Genomic DNA, 16,067 nt, shown 5'->3' with positions numbered 1-16,067 from the left:
CGCCCATAGTGGTGGGCGCAGGGTGAGGCGGGGGATTAAAGCGTTTTGGGAATTTTCAGCTATCCGACGAATGAATTGTCTCTGGTTTACCCTTGGTTTTCTGAATTCGAAATTCTTTCGTGACTGGAAAAGAGTCTGTTATACCACTGGCTTCGTAGCGTATCTTGATTGGTATCGGGCCAACTTCACCCTCGAAATCAATTCCAAAAAAATGTGCATTCACAAAAGTCGATACAGTATGACCTTTTAGCCCTGTGAAATTGATGTCGGGTGATTCAAAAAAAGCTGCGGGGAAAACAACTTGCTTAGACGGCATATCTTGAGACAACTCGAATTCGCCGATACAGATCTGATGGCCAGTACTGAAGCGAAAAAAAGTACCATTATCATTTGATTCATGAATCTCTAGCAGTTCAGACGGTACCGCGCTTTGAAGCAAGTCAGCGATGTCATGAATGCTCAGCTGTGACCTCTCCACCGACTCCAAGATAGCGCTACTCCATGCCGGGGCTTCTGAAGATGAGCGCCGGTGAAAGTGGAGCCCTATAAAATACGATGGTATAGCTCCCAGAAAAACTCCGATGCCAAGGGGCAGCCAGTCCATGGACGACAGTAGGTTGATGGTTTTTTCTAGCACGGATCACTCCAAGGCTATTGAGCTGCACGCTCAGAATGCGTACGTACGATAGATGGCCGATTGAAACTCGATGAAGCCCTTCATGATGCTAGGGCTGATGGTCCCTTGGTAGCGGTCACCCTTGACTACTATCTCGAGTTGGGGCCAACCATCGAAGCGGATCTCAACGTTATCGGCCAATCCGCCAGCAGTGGCGAGCTGTAAGGTGTCGTAAGCGTCCTGCTCGTATCGGATGACGATCTCGTTATTATCTGCCACCAGGCTACCCCATGTCGTGAACCTTCATTGTGGTGGTAACTGTATGTATCAAAAGCGGCAGGATCAATTAGCCAATTTCCTACAACTGATGCGTCAAGGGATGCCTCACCCGCATCGTGCGCCCAATCTAACGCCCCTCTAACGCCTCTCGCCGCATTTTCTCGGGTCAGCGTAGCGCCCAGCCGCTCCGAAAGCCTCACAGCGCCTCACAGGCATTCGATCACAATCCGCCTTCGAGGTAGAGCGAAAGGGTATCCAGCACCTCGTCGCGGTCGTCGCCCGAGACGCCCAGGAACTCACGGCCGGGGATGTTACCCCATAGACGCGGGAACTCGGCTTGCTCGCCACCGTAGTGCTGCATGGCGGCGTAGATCATCGAGCTACCCCATTCCAGGGCGTCGTCGCTCGCCTCGTAGTGGATCTGCCGCGCGAGCTGATGGGTCTCGCCTTCCAGGATGCGGTCATGGCCCTTGCGCTCGACGGTGGCTTCGGAAAGCGGCGCCCAGGGCGTGCCGTCCGGTGCTTCCTTTGCCTGGAAGCGTTCGTGCGTCGACGACACCATCGCTTCGCCGATCGCCTTGAACGCGGGCTGCAGGCGAATCGACCGCTGCTGCATCTCGTTGAGCGCCTGCAGTACCTGGTCGTCATCGATGGTGATGGACATGCTGGCTCCTTGATAACGTCCCCGGATCGGCTCAAACTGGACCTACGAGTGCGAGAGGCCAACATTCGTCTGGCATACCCAGCGCATCGCGCTGATGAGGTATCTGGGGATGACGAACCAGCCTCGCTCTCTTCTTACCGCAGTCCTATCTCAGCCGTTCCATCTTGTTTCTCACGTTGCGCTCCGCTGCCGACTCCTTGACCTTGAACAGCGTCAGGAAGTAGTTGCGCTTGCCGTCCTGCGTTCGCTTGAGCGCGGCGCGGTAGGTCACGCCATCGACGGTCAGATAGATCAGCCGGCCGTCGTCGCTGGCGCGCCGGTAGACCTCGCCCCGGTCCAGCAGCGCCTGGACGCGGCGATAATCCGCCAGGCCGATCTCTGGGTGACGCTCGATATGCGTCGCCAGGCTCGCCTGAGAGAGCAGTACCGTGGGCGATTCGGCACCGAGGATCTCGCGCTCGACGGGTGGCACCACGGCGATGGGGAACTCGCCCTGGATCTCGCCGGCGAAGAAACGGCCGAACAGGTCGCTATCCACCAGGTCTTTGACGTTGACTCTGGCCACGTTGGCCTCGAGCGTATCCAGCCGATTGAGCCGAGCGGCGACGGCTGTCTCTGCAGCGCTTTTGCCAGGAGCGTAATCCCAGCCCGGTTGCACGCCCTTTGGCACTTCGCTCACTTCACCGGTGCGATCGTTGACGTGCTCGACGGTGCCGTCGTTGGGTGCGCTGTCCGGCCCGGTGCGGCCGCTCCGCTCGAGCTGGCGCCGGCTCATGGTCTCGACGCCGCAGTTGCAGCCCCAGCCATTGGGTGGCCAGTGGCGTTCAAACCACGGATCGCCTGCGGGCAGCACCAGGTTGTCCCAGCGCTGATGCTGGATGCGCGGGTTCTCGATCGTGTTGTGAACGTAGCGCCAGTAGGGCCGGGCGCGGACGATGTCCGGATCGGTCATCTGCTGCCAACGCCCGGCCATGTAGCTGGTGTCCATGTTGGTCTTGTAGATGACGCGCGTGCGCCAGGCGGTGCCGGCTTTCGAGCCTTCGCCGGTCCAGCCCGTCCAACCGCGCTTGCTGACGATCTCTCGGAACTGCTTTCGGAACTCGCCAATGCTCTGGCCGTTGGCGATCGAGTCATCGACAGCCGCCCGCAGGTCGGCGAGCAGATCCGCCTTGGTCGCGCCAGCGACCACGAACGCCTTGTCGTGCTCGTCCCGCCGCAGATCGTCCCAGCGGTTGCTGGGCACATTCTGCTTCTGGCGGAAGTAGCTGACCTGTTCCTTGAACGGCCGCCGGAACATGGCGCTAACCGTTGGCATCGTCGGCTCTCTCGACTTCATCGGCAGCTTCGACTTCATCGTTGGCGGTCGAACGTCCGGCGAGGTTGGCGGCCAGGAACGCCTGGCCCATTACCTCGGCGAGCTGTTCCTCATCCAGATCGCTGAACGAGTCTAGGAGACTAGACTGGAGCTGCTCGAAGGACTCGGCCTCGTCAACGATTCGCTGGAGCTGATCGACCCAGCCCTCAACGATCGGCTGCGCCTCACCCTCGAGCACGGTGGCGGCCGGCTCGCGGTAGTGCTCGGGCTGCGCGGGCGTCGGCGCCGCCGGTGCCTCGCGCAGCGCGGCGAGCCCAGGTGGGCGTTGCGTCTTCAGCATGGCTTGACCTGATGATTGGCTGAACGCCTGAGGCTGAACCCGTGGCGTGAGGATCTCGTCATCGCCAGTGGCTTCGGGAATGCCGGTCTTCTCGTGGAGCCACCACAGCGGGATCCTGGCGCCCATGTCTACCAATGTCGGCAGCGTGGTGGCCAGCGTCTGATAGTCCTCTGTCTCGCCCATGTCGAGCACGAACTTGGGCGCTCGGCGGCGGTTATCGATGCCGAAGTTCAGCGCGGCCAGAGGCCACAGCATGTCGCGCTGGATGGTGCCGCCGTACTGTCGTGTGTCCGAGCGGATCAGGCTGGCCTGGCCACGTTCGTGGACGTTGCCCAGGGCGTTGGTATTGGTGCCTTCGCCTGTGCCGGAGGTCAGCGTGCCGCCGAGGATCGCCTTGGCCTTCGCGGCCTCGCACCAGTTCATCATTGCCAGGAACATATCCGCGCGGCCGCCGGCGGCTTCCATGAACTCCACCGCCATGCCTTCGGGAATAATGCCGGCGGCATCCTTTCCCATGGAGACGACCGCTCGCAGCAGTGTCGCCTTCTCCTTGGCCGTGGCGTTCTTGGGGTACTTGCCGAGCCGCGCCGGCATGCCGTAGATCTCGAGAAGCTGTGCGAGATCACCCAGGGCGTAGTTCTGGAACAGGTAGGGCCAGACCAGCATACGGCCGAGGCCCATCCGCGCGACGTAGCCCGGCTTGGCGCGGTGGCGGTGCTGGACCCAGCCCAGCGCCCACAGGTCGGCGCCGTTGTTGGAGCTGTCGCGCAGCGTTATCCGGTTCTGATCGTCGCCGTGCAGGCGGAACCACGAATGCGGGCGCAACTGCGGCTGCTCGATGAAGCGTTGGGCGCCGTCTCGAGACCAGGTCAGCTCGAGGTTGGCCCAGCCGTGGCCGATGCCGGTACCCATGTCGAGTATCAAATCCTCGACCTCGAGGCCGTCGAACACCTCGGCGCAAAAGTCTGCCGCGCGTTTCTCGGCGGCGGTGGCGTTATCAGGCGGAACGATCTGCCATTCCAACTCGGCGGCGAGCTGCCGGCGCTTGCCCAGGTCCGCGCCGATCTGGCTGTCCTTCTCCTCCATGTCGTCGAACAGCTCGGACTGGCTTTTGAGATCGCCTTGTTCGGCGGCTTCGAGGATCTGGTGGAGCTTCGCCGGCGTCAGCCCGCGCGAGGGGTGCTCGGCGAACTCGCGTTTGAGGTTGCCAACCGTCGATCGCTCGTCATCGTCGGTCTGTTGCCCATCCAGGGCGCGCGACTGTTCGTCACGGCCGGTGCCAAAGAGTGCGCGTAATCGTTGTGTCAGGCTCACCAGCCGCCTCCTAATCCGTCGTGTAAGTCGCCGATTTCATCATCGTCAGCCCAACTCGAGCTGCCTGCCTTGGGCACGGCGATAAAGTCGATCTCGCTGGCGTCCATCAAGCTGGCGTAATAGGCCAATGCCAGCGCGATCGCGGCGTCGCCATGGCGGGCTTTGGCATCGCCGGTCTTGCCATCCGGCAGCTTGGGGATTCCCTTGATGACTTGGAGTGCGCGCAGGTCATCGGCCACGTCGCGGTCGCGCGGAATCGCGATCTCGTCATCCTCGAACGCCGCCTTGAACTTGGGCATGGCGTCCAGGTACCAGCCCTGGGAGAGCATCACCGCCTCGATCCGGCCACTGCCGTATTGGTCCACGGCCTGCTCGGCGAGGTACTGGCCGTTGCCGCGTGCATCCAACGCGCCGGCCTGAAGGCGCGGCAATCGATCGACGATGTAGAACAGCACCTGCTCCTGCTGCTTGAACGGCACGTTGCGCAGCTCGACCAGGAACGGCACCAGGCGTTTGAGACGTTGATCGATCGCCATCGGCGCGATCACGGTCAAGTCGCCGGAGCGCGCGAAGTCTTCGCCGAAGCAATGGGTATGGGTCGGGTCGAGCTGCATTAGTAGCGGTAGCAGTGCCTCCTGGCACCATTGCGCCATCTCCACCGCGCGCAGCGCTTCCGGTAACGCATTGAACGTCGCTGAGCCTTCGAAGCGGATTACCGGGGCGTCGATCATGCGGGCTTCGATCAGGGCGCGGGAAAGGTAAGCGCCGCCACCGGATTTGGGCACGCAATAGTACTCCTCGAGCGCGTCCTCTCTTGTCGCGGTATCGGCGAGCAGGTTGGCTTTCCACTGGTCCTCAGCGGCTTGGCTCCACGGCTTGCCACGCACTTGGCAGATACGCTGGTAAAGCCCCTGTTCGCAGGCGTCGTCGAGTGTGATCCGGTGGACCGAATAGCGCTTCTTGCCGGCGCGGCTGTCCTGGATCAACTCGTTGAACAGGTTCTCGACGCCGTTATGGGTCGAGATCAGCCGCACCTTGGCGCCCCACATGGTGAGGGCCAGCGCCGCCTTGAGCACTTCGGCGAGCTGCTCGTGAAACGCGGCCTCGTCGATGGTCACATTGCCCTGGCGGCCGCGCAGGTTGGAGGGCCGCGAGCTGAGTGCCTGGATCTTGAAGCCACTCGAAAAGCGAATGTTGAAGGTGAGGATGTCCTTATCCTCATCCTTGATGATCTCTTCCTCGATCGCGCTGGCCGTCTTGTTGAAGGCCTTGGCCCACATGGCGGCGGCGTCGATGAACTCGATCGCCATCTCGCGGTTCGAGCCGACATAGAAGTGGTTGGTACCGCCGGCGGCTTTGGCAGCGCTGGCGCTCAACACGGCATCCGCCGCTTCGCCCCAGGTGATACCGGTTCGGCGCGATTTCTCCGCGATCTTGAGGTCGGAGTCGTCTTCGATCCACGACTGCTGATAGGGCAGCAGTACCGACTTGGGCATGGTGGTGGAGAGTGTCTCTACCATCAGACGATCCCCAGAATGTCGCGCTTGATAGCGTCGATGCGTTCCTGGCTCATGCCCTGGCTCGCCATCGCGCCCTCGGCGGCAGCCGCGGCCTCGGCGGCCACCTCGACGCGTAGATCTCGTGCCCACTTCTTCTGAGAGAGCGAAACGCGGCCAATATCGGCCAGCGCCTTGGTGACGTTCGAGAGATGCTTGGCGGCTTTCTCCGGTTCGTGCTCCGCCTTGCGCATCGCAATGGAGATCCGCAGCAGCTGGTCCTGGAGGATGCGCGCGGTGGCATCGATCAACGCGCCGGATTCGTCATCGTTCTCGGCGGTCATGGCGCGGGCAAGCTCGGTCGTCTTGCGAACGTCGCCCATCGCTTCCTCGAACTCTTGTTGGAGATCGGAGCCATAGCGCGCGACGCTGGATCGACTCAGTTTGTAGCCGTTCGACTCCAGCCATTCGGCCAGCCCGGTGTAGTCGGCAAAACCCGAGCTAACGAGTTTCTGGTTCAGCTCGTCGCGGATCTCCGGCGGCAGCTCATAGACCTTGGAGCGCGGTGGCATCTGATCAGGCCTCCGGCAGCGGCTTGGCGACGCCGGGCACATTGGCGAGGCCAGTCGCGGCATCGTGACCACGGGCCGTCAGCGTCAGGATCATGCCGGCACGGGGGGATTGGGTGATTACGAGCTGCTGCTCTTCGAGCCAGGCCAGGTCGCCATGCAGCCGATCCCGGCTGACGCGATGGGCGTAGGCACCGACCAGCTCATCGTTGAGCGAGTACTCGTTGGTGGTGTACTGGTTACGCCGCGCGAGGATGCGCAGGATCGCTAGCCGCCGGCCGGTGGTTTCAAAGTCCGGGTAGTTCATCGGTTGCTCCGCTCGTTGAACAGGTAGGTGTGGATCCGGTCGGTCAGTTGGCCCTGGGCGCGCTGTGTCGCGGATATCTCGGCCAGTAGCCTGTTGGTCTTGGCCTGTTCGGCACGTAGGTGGTCGATGTCATCGCGGCTGGGTAGCGAGTGAACCTGGTGTTCGAGCGTGGTCATGTGTTTCTCGACCTCATCGATTCGGGAATCCACCCGACGAATTGCCGCCTCGCTCGCCCGCGTCCGGTTGATCCACCAGATGCCGGCGGAGAAGAGCAATACCGAGATCGCCTGCATAAAATCCCAGGCGACACGGATGGCGTCCCAGTTCAGTGGTCCCATCGTTTCCTCTGCGTCACGCGTTATGGTTCGTTGGGAGCCAGTGCCCGCGCCTGACACTCGCGGCTCCGTTCATCGACTCGGGCCAGTCTCAGCCAGCCTCGTGAGCCCCAGCGGTGCAGCGCCTGCAAATACAGGCCCACATCGCGCTGGGAATAGTTGCCGATCGGCTTGGACGGCTCGGCTTTGGATTCGGTCATCCCGGCCGGGATTGCGCAGATCACCACCGGCGGTTCGTTATCGATCACCGGCGGTGGCGTCGATGTAGGGACGCTCTCGCAGGCAGTGAGTAGTGCCACGGTGATGATGGCCACGATCACTCGGACGATCTCCGCTCGTCGCTCCTCGAGCAGGTCGCACGCATAGACGAGCGCAATACCGATCAGCGCGATGGCCAGTCTCATGGTAGATCCTCGATCGCCTGGCGCAGCACCGGCGCCACTGGGGCGTCTTCGCTCGCCGGTGCCTGCTGGATGCGATCGACCAAGGGCCGATAGCGTTGATCCAGTGTGTCGAGATCACTGTTCAGCTCGCGGGTCGCGGTCTCGCCAGCGGCGCGCTCCTCACGCTCCATGTTCAGTTCGCGAGTACGCTGGAAGGCCACGTTCAGCCAAGCGTCGCGGTCGCGTTTGGCGGTTTTCGTAGCCTCTTTGGCACCGGTCAGCTCGTCGCGGAGTGCGTCGACCTTGTGCAGATGCCAACAGACGCCGCCGGATAACGCCGCGACGATGGCCAAGGCCAGCCAGGCTTTGAACGGCACCGCTTTTAGCAGCCCGCCGGCGCGCATCAGAATCGATAGCACGGCGACCTCCCGCCCCAGGCGCTGACATAGGCCGGCGTGTAGCGCAGCAGAATGCGATCGACGTAGTCGCGGTTCTCCTCCTTTGCCCAGCCGGCGCGGGCGGTGTAGTTCGCTACCGAACCAAACCAAATTCCTGGGTTATCGCCAGCGGCGCGAGCCAGCTTCTGGTCGCGCCATACCCAGCCCAGGCCGCCGTTGTAACCGGAGAGCGTCATCGCCCAGCGTTCGCAGCTGTTAGCGGCATCGACGCGCTGCCAGATCCAGCGGTCATAACGGGCCATGGCCCGCATTGCCCAGCCGGGTGAGTACGGCGCGGCCGGGCCGAGTGAGTCGGGATAGATATCCGCGATCCAGGCGGAGGTGCTGGGCATGAACTGTGCGAGCCCCTGGGCACCGACGGGGCTATCGACCTCCGGGCGCCAGGCGCTTTCCTGCTGGATCTGCGCCGCGTGAACGGCGACGGAACCATCCAGCCCCCAGGTCTGCTGGACGATGCGTGTCAACTCTCGCTGATACCGCTCGGCGTTGGCCGGCGGCTGCCAAGCAACCGCCGGCTGGCAGCCGACCAGCGATGCCAGCGCGGCGATGACGATGAGGCGGATCAAGACTCGTCTCCATAACGGGTCAGCAGCGCGCCGGTATGCTGCTGGTAGCGGCGCAGCAACGCGTGAAGGCGCACCCGCTCGGGCAAGTCGTGGTCGATATTGTGGAGTCCGCGCAAGCGTTCGAATGCCACGGTGGCCAGCTCGGTCATTAGCACCCAACCCTCGGCGGCGAGGTCCGCATCGCCGATTGAGCCAGTCGGTGCGGCTGAGGATTCAACGGGTTGCGCGAGTAACGGCCTGGTTTCATCGGCGCCAGTGGAAAGTGAGCCAGCAGGTTCCGTCGGCGCTTCGGCCGATGGCTGTAACGCGGTGTCGGCCGGTGCGTCCAGTTCACGCTGACCGGTACCGGTCACGAGCAGCCCGTTACCGCGCATCGGGTCTCGCTTGTCTTCCAGGCAACCGGTGCGTAGCAGCTCGGCGATATGCCGATCGAGCCGCTCACGCCCGGCTGTCGAGGCGATGTTGAGCGCGACTGCCACCAGCCCCGTTGGGCATGGCCCACGCCGCGAAATCGACTCGGCCCGGACTGCGGCGAGGATGCGCCGATGCTGGCTATTCATTACACGCCCAGCCCGACAGCGATGGCCACGGCGGCCATCAGGATGACCCGGCGCAGCATCAGCATCGGCAGCAAGCCGTTACCAGGCGTGTGGGTATCCGTCCAGTCACCAGGGCGGGCGTACCAGAACACCCAGCGATCCAGCCAATAAGCGAGGTAGATCGCCCAGAACACCTTGGTCAGCGACCACAGCAGCAGGCCGACCTGCTGCGGGTAAGCGAGGCCGACGGCAGTGGTGGTGACGATGGCCAGCAGCAAGCACGGCCACAGCCGCGTGGCGCCTTTGAGCTTGGTGATGAAAGTGTCGAGCAGGGTCTGGAACACGGTGCCGTCTCCGTCGGTGATAGGTCAGAATCGATGCGCGATGCGTGAGTTCTGACGTTACCGGCGGGGGCGGTCGAGGCGGGATTCAAGCGGTTTACGAAAAACGCCCACCGGGTGGTGGGCGTTGGCCTATCTGTATGGTGCTCCTGCGACTGGGTCGCTCCGGCGCTCTGGGAGCATTATCGCTGGTGTGTGGACGGTGTAAAGCTACCCCCGAACCTCGCTCTTGTCCTGACTGAGCTTGCCGTTCGCCGGGTCGTAATACCATCGGCTCGATGTGTTGGCTTGCTCGCTACAGTAGATGAAGTAGAAATCACTGCCGGTCACTTTCGAAAACCCACCTTGTTCACGCATGGCTTCCGGTTGGCACTGATCCTTCGCACTAAGATCTCTGATCGCCAACGCGAACTCGTTTTTGTAGGTCGGTGCGTCCTGAGAGAGTCCCGCGATGTCGAGCGACTCTTTCATGCCAAGGGGCTCATTGCCGCCGCACCCCGCTAGTGCGGAGCTCAAGGCGGCAATGGCGACCATCGTTAGAGCTGTCTTCATGCTGGGTTCCCTTGCGTCTTCATTTTTAGAATAACCCTGGCTGCAGCCGGTCGCGGGCCAGCTTTCGTTGCTCCGCCAGGATAGAGTAAACCTGAACTTCGGTCAGTCGATGCTCCCGCGCGAGCTGTGTCACGTTGGCGCCATTATGGCACTCGAATATCTCGCGATCCCGCAGCGCGATCTCCAGCCTTTCACCCTTGGGCAGATAGAATGAATGCCCGCCATGGAAGTGTGCCAGCGCCCGTACCGCTCGGAAAGAGCGCTGTCGCGCGGTTTCCTGGTCGTCACCATGGCGGCGGTAGACCGCCTCGATAACCAGCAGGATATCCGTTAGCCCCTGCGGCCATTTGGCGAGAATCTCCGGGTCGGTCATCCGCTCCAGGAGGTCATCCGGCACGTCCGGGAACATATCGAGGTTATCGGCCATCGCGCATCCCTCCAATACCGGTTTCTGCCATCAATCGTTGTAAGCGATCTCTGTTTTCTCGCCGCTGTGATTCGCTCATCTGGGGTCTACCGAGTCGTGGGCGTTGGGGACGATCTGGCATTGCTTCGATCAGCATCCGAGGCGCTGGCCACCGCGTGGCGTTACCGGCGAGACGCTGAAATGCAGTGCGTACGCGGCGTGTATCCAGTTCGGCGTCCCAGCCGATCGGCTTGGCCCAGAGTGTGTCGACCCATGCCTGCTGGGTGTAGGCGATGTCGTCTTCCCACGGCGCGTTCTGCAGGCGAAGCACGACTAGCCTGGCGAGCCCCTGGGCGATCTCATCGCGGAACCACTGCGCGGGCTGGCTCATGCCGGGCTTGGTCATGACTGCCTCCCGGCATCCAGTGCGGCCAGGGCACGGGCGACGCCCTTGGTCGGCCGACGGTTGCTATCTTCCGGGAGCGCGGCGCGGGCATCGACTCGTGCGCCCATCGACTCGACGACGCGCTTCAGGTAGTTGTGGTTCTTGAGCGGCCGGGTGTCTTCTCCGGTGTCGCGCTTCGCGCGGAGAGCTTCGACCGTATCCGACAGTGCCGCGCCGACGAGTCCGGTATCCGGCGCCAGGGCAAGCGCTTCACGGGCCAATCTGAGCTGGCGCTCGTAGGCCGTACTGCGACTCTTGCCCCGGAAGAGCCCGAGATAGGCAACCAGCGGCCGCGACACATCACGCGGCAGGTCGGCGAGGATGCCCATCAACTCGCGCAGTGACTCGTCCTCGACCATCTGCTCGAGCGTGAACTGGGTGTGGCAGGCCGGACAGCGAACGTCGGTCATTTGGCTCTCCGCTTTGCGTCGATCACCAAGCCCTGCATCAGCCGGATCAACTGGTCGTCGTCGAGCCAGTCGACACGCTCCACGCTGAACATGCGCTGCGCCATACCATCGGCATAGGCCCAAGGGCGACCGGAGTCGGCCAGCAATGCTTCGACCTTACTCATGACCGAGGCGCGAGTGCGCGGCGGGCGTGGCGCTTTGCGGCCGGCGCGTTTTGCAGGCGCCGGCTTCCAGCCCAGGCGTTGGAACTCATTGATCACCGCGCCGACATTGCGGTTCGTGAGCTCTTTGGCACTGCTGACACCAGCGACCCGGCCGAGCAGCGCGCGGTAGTCGTCTTCGCTCAGGCCGAGTTGCGCCTTGGCGATATGGATCTGGGCGAGCTTGCTGCGGTGGATCATGATGATTTCCCAAGCGCTGTTTGGCGCTGACCGTTCACGCCCTGATAGAACTCCACGCGTTTGCCATCGACGCGACCTTGGATCAGGGCAGAAGCGTCGTGGTTGCGAATGCCTTTGGTGTTGTCGCGCCCGGTCATCGTTTCCAGCGGCTGCTGCCAGCGGCGTTCCTGGTAGCGCTGAATGACGGCACGCTCGGCGTCACTGCGTTCGTGTTTGATCACGTGCTGGGCGACGGTGTGAATCCAGCTCTGCGCATAGAGATCGCCGCGACGGGTTTTCGTTGTCCGCTTGAGACGTTTGCTCTGGGTCTTGAGGTAGGCGTTCCGGTCGCGGGTGAGCTGGCGCAGCAGCACCTCGAAGGCATAGCCACTCACTTCTCCGGCGCCGTTTACGCCGTAGAACTCGAATCGTCCGCGCCAACGCTCACCATCGTGAACTGGGCAGAAGATCAGCTCAGCGCCGAACGCGCCGGCCACCATGTTGGCAAGCATGACGATATGAGTCGGGGGCCGTTCACCGGCGGCGACCTTGGCGATATGGCTATCGACATCGCTCACCGCCACGTCGTCCGAGGTGACGCCGTGCGCTGCCATCAGTTTCTGAGCCTGACGCATCGCAGCCGCCGCCTCATTGGCGTTGCTCGACTTCGCCAGGCGAAGGCACTTCTTGATCTTGTCGAGGATCTTCGGATCCATTGGAGTCTCCTGCGGCTGCTCATCAGTGCTGGGCCACCACGCCCGGCAGACGCCTCGGATCGAGCCGAGGCGTTTCGCTTAGTGGGTCGTTTCGTTCTTTCGCCTCCCCTCCATGGCCTTTTCGCTGTACTCGATCATGGCTTCGTGGATGGCGGTAACGCCGACCAGGGTGAGTGCCTGAATGGTGGTCAGATTGCGCGGGTCGCCGACTTCGAATCCGGCATCGACCGAGACGCCGCCATGCTCGTTCTCGAAGAGACTGATCGTGCATGGCTTGCCGGGGCTGTCTTTGCGTTGCTGACTCATGCTCGACTCCCTTGATGCGTAACGTGGTAGCGGTGGCGGACGCCAGCGGTGACATCACTGGGACGTAGGTAATCGGCGCGAACGTTGACCCGCTCGCCGTAAACGCGGCGCGCGAGATCCAGTGCCGCATTGCGGTGGTCGGCGGCGGTGCAACGTTGGCCGCGCAGCGTGGCAACGAAGCCGCCCATGGCTGGCCGAACACGGATGGTGGCTGTCTCCATGCTCACACCCCCGCGATATCGAGTGAGATGGGGGCGTACTGCTCGCTGTCGCCGACACGCTCGTAGAGGCGGATGTAGCTCTTCGAGCCAGTCACCTGAACGGCATCGGAGATGGCGTCCATCGCCTTGAGCCAACGCTTGTCGTTGATGTCCAGGCGGCGCAAGCCCAGCACCTGGCCGGTGCGGATGTTGCCGGCCTGGTCGACGCGGAAGGCGTCCTGCACGATCGTCGCGATTTCCGGGCGAGCATCCTGGGTCCACTCGCGTAGGCATTCATCGATCAATCCCTTAGCAGCCTGTAGGCGCTCGTCGAATGAGATCCGCTCCTGAATGGCGCGAACCACCTTGTAGCGGCCATCGAACGACACGAGCGAGACGTTGCCTTTCTTGCCGCCGATCTGGACGTCGTATTCCGAAGCCGAGGTTTCGACGAACTGCTCAATCTCGCTGAAGGCGTCGCCCTTGTAGTCGCGTAGCTCGTCTCGGAGCTGATTGGCGCGATCGACCATTGAGAGCACCAGCTCGTCGCGTATCTGATCGATGGGTTTGATCTGAGATTCCGGGATCAGCCGGCCCTTGGCGTCTTTGCGGAATCCGGCGGGGATCTGTTGCTCTTGTTTCAGGTTCGGGGCGTTCATGACTGGCTCCTTTCGGCTTGCTGTTCGTGTTGGATGTCTTGGCTAACCGCTTCGATAGCGGCCATATAACGAGCGGTATGCGGCCCATACAGGCAGACCAGCGCGGCGAATGGCTGGAACTGGTGGCGACGAGTGATTGCCACCGCGACGTTGGGTGACTGCTCGGCGCCCATGTCGCGCAGCAACTGGCTGACGCTCGCTTCGCCGATCTCGTCGGTATCGATCAGGCGCAGAATGGGGTTGCGGGTCGTCATCTCAGGCTCCTCGTATCTTGAAGTTGGCGCTGGCGTTGCGGTGGCTACGGTGCTTGCGGTGATGCCGCATCGGTTCGATCGCGGTGCCGTTGCGGTGTGGCAGCGCCTCGCACTCGTCGCGCCAGCCGGCGAGCAGCTCGGCGATGTCGGTCAGGTCGTCTTCGGCAAGCCACGGGCCGTGCGTCGGATCGGCGTGTTGCCTTGGCATGACGCCGGTGTCCTGTTGCTGCCAGCAGCGAAGAATCGCGGCTTGCTGACTGGCCAGCGGCGGCTCGCACTCGACAGCGGCGCGTTCTTCATACAGCTCCGGGTCGCTGCAGAACTGCGCGAAACTGACACGGAGCCGATCGAGACGAAGCCGGACGAAGCGCGCCATCAGCTCGCAGCGTTCGGGGTTGGCGATGTAACGATCCAGCGCAATACCGGCGCGGGCGATGCCCAGCAACTGGAAGCGGTCGGCGTAATGATCGAGCTGCTCGTCGGAGATGCGGATCATGACTCGTCTCCCTGCGTGTTATAGGGGTTGTGCGGGCAGTTCTGGCAGGCGCGCCAGGAGCGCATCGTCATCGGGTTGTGCGTCGGGGCCGGACGCTCGCGATAAGCGCGACACTGGTCGGTGGAGATCACCGCTTCCTGCGCCGGGCAGTTCATGCCGTCCAACGCCTCGATCACGCGCTGTTCGACGCCGGTTGTGTTGGGGCTCGGGTAGCGGTTGGCGAGTGCCAAAGAGACCGCCGAGCGCGACATGCCGATGCGCTCTCCGGCGCGGGTCATGTTCGACGCTTCGACTTCGGCGGCGAGCAGCACGATCCAGCGCGGCGGCTCTTCGCCCCAGGCGGAGAGATCGACCGGGCGCGGCTTGCGAACGGCGCTCATGGCTCACCTCCCTCGACCCGAGTCACGCGGGCATAGACGACTGCTCGCGTGTTCGGGTCGTAGAGCTCTTTGGTTCGGCGGATCTGCGGCGCCATCGGGCCGGTCCAGCGACCCGCGGCGAGGCGATAACGGGTCGGTAGCGCTGGGCCGGATTCCCGAGTGATAGCGAGATAGCCGGCCCGAGCCAGAAACTTGCAGTACTCGTGGGCTGTGGCTTCGGCAATGGTGCACGTGGGCGTGGCGGCGGCGCTGGCAAGGTCGGCGGCGGTGAATTCACCGATGATCTTCATGGTGCGCCACAGTTGCTCGCGGCCCGGGACCGGCGGCTCGGTGCCATCGCGGCGGACGCGGGGCGCTTCGAAGCCGATATCACGCGCCAACCGGTATTCCGTTACTTTTCCGGACCTCTTTTGCGGATCAGCGCGCTCGACGTAGCCGGCGGCCGTTAGCCCGCGCAGGTAATCGGTGATTCTTGATGCCGGCATCTTTGGCAGCAGCAGGTCGAGCCGCGCCATGGTGATGGTGCGCTGGTTCGCGTGAAGCGTTCGAATCGCTTCCCAGATCTGCTGCCGGCTGGGCACGTCGCCGGCTAGCGTTGTTGGCTTGCGCTTGGTCATCCTCACGCCCTCCGTGCCGGCGGCTGACCGGTGTGGATTTCACGGTCGCCCCAGGTAGCGGCGTCGACGCGTTCCCAGCCGTTGGCCAGTGCCTCTTGGTGGATCTGGTAGAGATTGACCGCGACCCGCCGCAGGCAGCCGCGCACTCGGTCGTTGACGACGGTCAACAGGTCGTCTTCGATCTTGACATCCGAGTAGCTGCGCTTGGCGAGCGCTCGCACGTCATCCAGGCTGGCGGCTTCCGCCGGTACCCATTCCAGTACGCGGTTATGCAGGCGCTCGAGTCGACCCATTGACGCCGGCACGCGCTCCTCGCCGATCAAAATGATGGTGCCCTCAGAGGCGTTGTAGAGGTCGGTCAGCACGTTGGCAGCGGCCTTGTCGATGACGTACTGGACGTCATCGACGATCAGCGGCCGCCCGGAGCGAGAGAGCTGCTCGGCGATCTGGTCGACCATCTCGGAAATCGTCTTCGCCGGAATGACGCCGATCTCACGCAGGATCGCGAGCAGGAAGGCCTTTTTGGTCCAGCTCTCGCGGCACTCGACGTAATAAGCGCGGTGCTGATTCGCTGAGTAGGACGCAGCCAATGACTTGCCGTAACCGCTGGGGCCGTACATCACCACGAGGCCCGGCAGGCCCGTCGGTCGGCTCGCGGCACGCTCGATCGCGGCGGCGAGAAGGGCGACGTTGGTGAGTGGTACAATGGTGTTGACGCTCATAT

28 protein-coding genes and 1 other RNA gene are annotated in these 16,067 nt (G+C 62.9%); all 29 read right to left on the bottom strand.

The genetic code is table 11. The features are described from left to right. Positions 1-55: 55 nt before the first annotated feature. The 29 genes from BTW08_RS19035 to BTW08_RS15225 all read right to left on the bottom strand — a co-directional run bounded on the left by BTW08_RS19035 (position 56) and on the right by BTW08_RS15225 (position 16,065). Positions 56-637: a hypothetical protein gene (locus BTW08_RS19035; protein WP_139313681.1), complete on the bottom strand. Its 582-nt coding sequence runs from the start codon at positions 635-637 to the stop codon at positions 56-58. A gap of 30 nt (positions 638-667) precedes the next feature. After that, positions 668-895: a hypothetical protein gene (locus tag BTW08_RS15360; protein WP_075563408.1), complete on the bottom strand. Its 228-nt coding sequence runs from the start codon at positions 893-895 to the stop codon at positions 668-670. A gap of 220 nt (positions 896-1,115) precedes the next feature. Further along, positions 1,116-1,559 (bottom strand): phage virion morphogenesis protein, encoded by a 444-nt coding sequence (locus BTW08_RS15355; protein ID WP_075563407.1) that lies wholly within the window; start codon positions 1,557-1,559, stop codon positions 1,116-1,118. Positions 1,560-1,704: 145 nt separating this feature from the next. Then, positions 1,705-2,874 carry a phage minor head protein gene (locus BTW08_RS15350; protein WP_168170675.1) on the bottom strand — a complete coding sequence of 390 codons (1,170 nt, stop codon included), beginning with the start codon at positions 2,872-2,874 and terminating at the stop codon, positions 1,705-1,707. Beyond that, positions 2,861-4,528: a DUF935 domain-containing protein gene (locus tag BTW08_RS15345; RefSeq protein WP_168170674.1), complete on the bottom strand. Its 1,668-nt coding sequence runs from the start codon at positions 4,526-4,528 to the stop codon at positions 2,861-2,863. Before BTW08_RS15345 ends, BTW08_RS15350 begins: the two co-directional genes overlap by 14 nt. After that, entirely contained in the window at positions 4,525-6,048 is a 1,524-nt protein-coding gene (locus tag BTW08_RS15340; protein WP_075563405.1) for a hypothetical protein, read from the bottom strand. The genes BTW08_RS15345 and BTW08_RS15340 overlap by 4 nt, the downstream gene beginning before the upstream one ends. Next, a complete protein-coding gene (locus tag BTW08_RS15335) occupies positions 6,048-6,596 on the bottom strand; it encodes a DUF3486 family protein (RefSeq protein ID WP_075563404.1) in 549 nt (182 codons plus the stop codon). Before BTW08_RS15335 ends, BTW08_RS15340 begins: the two co-directional genes overlap by 1 nt. A gap of 4 nt (positions 6,597-6,600) precedes the next feature. Further along, positions 6,601-6,900, bottom strand: coding sequence for a hypothetical protein (locus BTW08_RS15330; RefSeq protein WP_075563403.1), 300 nt, complete (start codon positions 6,898-6,900; stop codon positions 6,601-6,603). Next, positions 6,897-7,238, bottom strand: a complete 342-nt coding sequence (locus BTW08_RS15325) for a DUF2730 family protein (RefSeq protein WP_075563402.1) — start codon at positions 7,236-7,238, stop codon at positions 6,897-6,899. The genes BTW08_RS15330 and BTW08_RS15325 overlap by 4 nt, the downstream gene beginning before the upstream one ends. A gap of 20 nt (positions 7,239-7,258) precedes the next feature. After that, a complete protein-coding gene (locus BTW08_RS15320; protein ID WP_075563401.1) occupies positions 7,259-7,639 on the bottom strand; it encodes a hypothetical protein in 381 nt (126 codons plus the stop codon). After that, positions 7,636-8,037, bottom strand: coding sequence for a hypothetical protein (locus tag BTW08_RS15315; RefSeq protein WP_075563400.1), 402 nt, complete (start codon positions 8,035-8,037; stop codon positions 7,636-7,638). The genes BTW08_RS15320 and BTW08_RS15315 overlap by 4 nt, the downstream gene beginning before the upstream one ends. Next, the gene (locus BTW08_RS15310; RefSeq protein ID WP_075563399.1) at positions 8,022-8,642 is read right to left on the bottom strand and encodes a transglycosylase SLT domain-containing protein; all 621 of its coding nucleotides are present in this window, start codon (positions 8,640-8,642) and stop codon (positions 8,022-8,024) included. The genes BTW08_RS15315 and BTW08_RS15310 overlap by 16 nt, the downstream gene beginning before the upstream one ends. Next, positions 8,639-9,202: a hypothetical protein gene (locus tag BTW08_RS15305; protein WP_139313680.1), complete on the bottom strand. Its 564-nt coding sequence runs from the start codon at positions 9,200-9,202 to the stop codon at positions 8,639-8,641. Before BTW08_RS15305 ends, BTW08_RS15310 begins: the two co-directional genes overlap by 4 nt. Next, positions 9,202-9,525 (bottom strand): putative holin, encoded by a 324-nt coding sequence (locus BTW08_RS15300; RefSeq protein WP_210403261.1) that lies wholly within the window; start codon positions 9,523-9,525, stop codon positions 9,202-9,204. Before BTW08_RS15300 ends, BTW08_RS15305 begins: the two co-directional genes overlap by 1 nt. Before the next feature lie 207 nt (positions 9,526-9,732). Next, the gene (locus BTW08_RS15295) at positions 9,733-10,074 is read right to left on the bottom strand and encodes a hypothetical protein (RefSeq protein ID WP_075563397.1); all 342 of its coding nucleotides are present in this window, start codon (positions 10,072-10,074) and stop codon (positions 9,733-9,735) included. A 25-nt stretch (positions 10,075-10,099) separates the two neighbouring features. After that, positions 10,100-10,501: a Mor transcription activator family protein gene (locus BTW08_RS15290; protein ID WP_075563396.1), complete on the bottom strand. Its 402-nt coding sequence runs from the start codon at positions 10,499-10,501 to the stop codon at positions 10,100-10,102. Then, the gene (locus tag BTW08_RS15285) at positions 10,491-10,886 is read right to left on the bottom strand and encodes a hypothetical protein (RefSeq protein WP_075563395.1); all 396 of its coding nucleotides are present in this window, start codon (positions 10,884-10,886) and stop codon (positions 10,491-10,493) included. The genes BTW08_RS15290 and BTW08_RS15285 overlap by 11 nt, the downstream gene beginning before the upstream one ends. Continuing rightward, entirely contained in the window at positions 10,883-11,335 is a 453-nt protein-coding gene (locus BTW08_RS15280) for a hypothetical protein (RefSeq protein WP_075563394.1), read from the bottom strand. The genes BTW08_RS15285 and BTW08_RS15280 overlap by 4 nt, the downstream gene beginning before the upstream one ends. After that, positions 11,332-11,736: a regulatory protein GemA gene (locus BTW08_RS15275; protein WP_075563393.1), complete on the bottom strand. Its 405-nt coding sequence runs from the start codon at positions 11,734-11,736 to the stop codon at positions 11,332-11,334. Before BTW08_RS15275 ends, BTW08_RS15280 begins: the two co-directional genes overlap by 4 nt. Next, a complete protein-coding gene (locus BTW08_RS15270) occupies positions 11,733-12,431 on the bottom strand; it encodes a DUF2786 domain-containing protein (protein ID WP_075563392.1) in 699 nt (232 codons plus the stop codon). Before BTW08_RS15270 ends, BTW08_RS15275 begins: the two co-directional genes overlap by 4 nt. A 9-nt stretch (positions 12,432-12,440) precedes the next feature. Next, positions 12,441-12,511, bottom strand: an RNA gene (locus tag BTW08_RS15265) — hammerhead ribozyme type II. Then, positions 12,510-12,737: a hypothetical protein gene (locus tag BTW08_RS15260; protein WP_075563391.1), complete on the bottom strand. Its 228-nt coding sequence runs from the start codon at positions 12,735-12,737 to the stop codon at positions 12,510-12,512. Before BTW08_RS15260 ends, BTW08_RS15265 begins: the two co-directional genes overlap by 2 nt. Then, positions 12,734-12,958, bottom strand: coding sequence for a hypothetical protein (locus tag BTW08_RS15255; protein ID WP_139313679.1), 225 nt, complete (start codon positions 12,956-12,958; stop codon positions 12,734-12,736). The genes BTW08_RS15260 and BTW08_RS15255 overlap by 4 nt, the downstream gene beginning before the upstream one ends. A 2-nt stretch (positions 12,959-12,960) precedes the next feature. Further along, entirely contained in the window at positions 12,961-13,596 is a 636-nt protein-coding gene (locus BTW08_RS15250; RefSeq protein ID WP_075563389.1) for a DUF3164 family protein, read from the bottom strand. Beyond that, a complete protein-coding gene (locus BTW08_RS15245; protein ID WP_075563388.1) occupies positions 13,593-13,850 on the bottom strand; it encodes a hypothetical protein in 258 nt (85 codons plus the stop codon). The genes BTW08_RS15250 and BTW08_RS15245 overlap by 4 nt, the downstream gene beginning before the upstream one ends. A gap of 1 nt (position 13,851) precedes the next feature. Next, positions 13,852-14,346, bottom strand: a complete 495-nt coding sequence (locus tag BTW08_RS15240) for a hypothetical protein (protein WP_075563387.1) — start codon at positions 14,344-14,346, stop codon at positions 13,852-13,854. Beyond that, positions 14,343-14,726, bottom strand: coding sequence for a LysR family transcriptional regulator (locus BTW08_RS15235; protein WP_075563386.1), 384 nt, complete (start codon positions 14,724-14,726; stop codon positions 14,343-14,345). Before BTW08_RS15235 ends, BTW08_RS15240 begins: the two co-directional genes overlap by 4 nt. Next, positions 14,723-15,343 (bottom strand): hypothetical protein, encoded by a 621-nt coding sequence (locus BTW08_RS15230; protein ID WP_075563385.1) that lies wholly within the window; start codon positions 15,341-15,343, stop codon positions 14,723-14,725. Before BTW08_RS15230 ends, BTW08_RS15235 begins: the two co-directional genes overlap by 4 nt. Positions 15,344-15,345: 2 nt before the next feature. Next, a complete protein-coding gene (locus tag BTW08_RS15225; protein ID WP_075563384.1) occupies positions 15,346-16,065 on the bottom strand; it encodes an ATP-binding protein in 720 nt (239 codons plus the stop codon). Positions 16,066-16,067 lie beyond the last annotated feature (2 nt).

The organism is Salinicola sp. MH3R3-1 (genome assembly GCF_001937155.1).
Lineage (GTDB): Bacteria > Pseudomonadota > Gammaproteobacteria > Pseudomonadales > Halomonadaceae > Salinicola > Salinicola halophyticus.
The sequence above is the reverse complement of the archived record's forward strand: the minus strand, read 5'-3'. Positions and strand labels throughout refer to the sequence as shown.

Coding starts and splice junctions, on each gene's coding strand:
- BTW08_RS15355 (WP_075563407.1), bottom strand. CDS start 1,559: ATGTCCATCACCATCGATGACGACCAGGTACTGCAGGCGCTCAACGAG.
- BTW08_RS15350 (WP_168170675.1), bottom strand. CDS start 2,874: ATGCCAACGGTTAGCGCCATGTTCCGGCGGCCGTTCAAGGAACAGGTC.
- BTW08_RS15340 (WP_075563405.1), bottom strand. CDS start 6,048: ATGGTAGAGACACTCTCCACCACCATGCCCAAGTCGGTACTGCTGCCC.
- BTW08_RS15335 (WP_075563404.1), bottom strand. CDS start 6,596: ATGCCACCGCGCTCCAAGGTCTATGAGCTGCCGCCGGAGATCCGCGAC.
- BTW08_RS15330 (WP_075563403.1), bottom strand. CDS start 6,900: ATGAACTACCCGGACTTTGAAACCACCGGCCGGCGGCTAGCGATCCTG.
- BTW08_RS15325 (WP_075563402.1), bottom strand. CDS start 7,238: ATGGGACCACTGAACTGGGACGCCATCCGTGTCGCCTGGGATTTTATG.
- BTW08_RS15320 (WP_075563401.1), bottom strand. CDS start 7,639: ATGAGACTGGCCATCGCGCTGATCGGTATTGCGCTCGTCTATGCGTGC.
- BTW08_RS15305 (WP_139313680.1), bottom strand. CDS start 9,202: ATGAATAGCCAGCATCGGCGCATCCTCGCCGCAGTCCGGGCCGAGTCG.
- BTW08_RS15295 (WP_075563397.1), bottom strand. CDS start 10,074: ATGAAGACAGCTCTAACGATGGTCGCCATTGCCGCCTTGAGCTCCGCA.
- BTW08_RS15290 (WP_075563396.1), bottom strand. CDS start 10,501: ATGGCCGATAACCTCGATATGTTCCCGGACGTGCCGGATGACCTCCTG.
- BTW08_RS15285 (WP_075563395.1), bottom strand. CDS start 10,886: ATGACCAAGCCCGGCATGAGCCAGCCCGCGCAGTGGTTCCGCGATGAG.
- BTW08_RS15280 (WP_075563394.1), bottom strand. CDS start 11,335: ATGACCGACGTTCGCTGTCCGGCCTGCCACACCCAGTTCACGCTCGAG.
- BTW08_RS15275 (WP_075563393.1), bottom strand. CDS start 11,736: ATGATCCACCGCAGCAAGCTCGCCCAGATCCATATCGCCAAGGCGCAA.
- BTW08_RS15270 (WP_075563392.1), bottom strand. CDS start 12,431: ATGGATCCGAAGATCCTCGACAAGATCAAGAAGTGCCTTCGCCTGGCG.
- BTW08_RS15260 (WP_075563391.1), bottom strand. CDS start 12,737: ATGAGTCAGCAACGCAAAGACAGCCCCGGCAAGCCATGCACGATCAGT.
- BTW08_RS15255 (WP_139313679.1), bottom strand. CDS start 12,958: ATGGAGACAGCCACCATCCGTGTTCGGCCAGCCATGGGCGGCTTCGTT.
- BTW08_RS15250 (WP_075563389.1), bottom strand. CDS start 13,596: ATGAACGCCCCGAACCTGAAACAAGAGCAACAGATCCCCGCCGGATTC.
- BTW08_RS15245 (WP_075563388.1), bottom strand. CDS start 13,850: ATGACGACCCGCAACCCCATTCTGCGCCTGATCGATACCGACGAGATC.
- BTW08_RS15240 (WP_075563387.1), bottom strand. CDS start 14,346: ATGATCCGCATCTCCGACGAGCAGCTCGATCATTACGCCGACCGCTTC.
- BTW08_RS15235 (WP_075563386.1), bottom strand. CDS start 14,726: ATGAGCGCCGTTCGCAAGCCGCGCCCGGTCGATCTCTCCGCCTGGGGC.
- BTW08_RS15230 (WP_075563385.1), bottom strand. CDS start 15,343: ATGACCAAGCGCAAGCCAACAACGCTAGCCGGCGACGTGCCCAGCCGG.
- BTW08_RS15225 (WP_075563384.1), bottom strand. CDS start 16,065: ATGAGCGTCAACACCATTGTACCACTCACCAACGTCGCCCTTCTCGCC.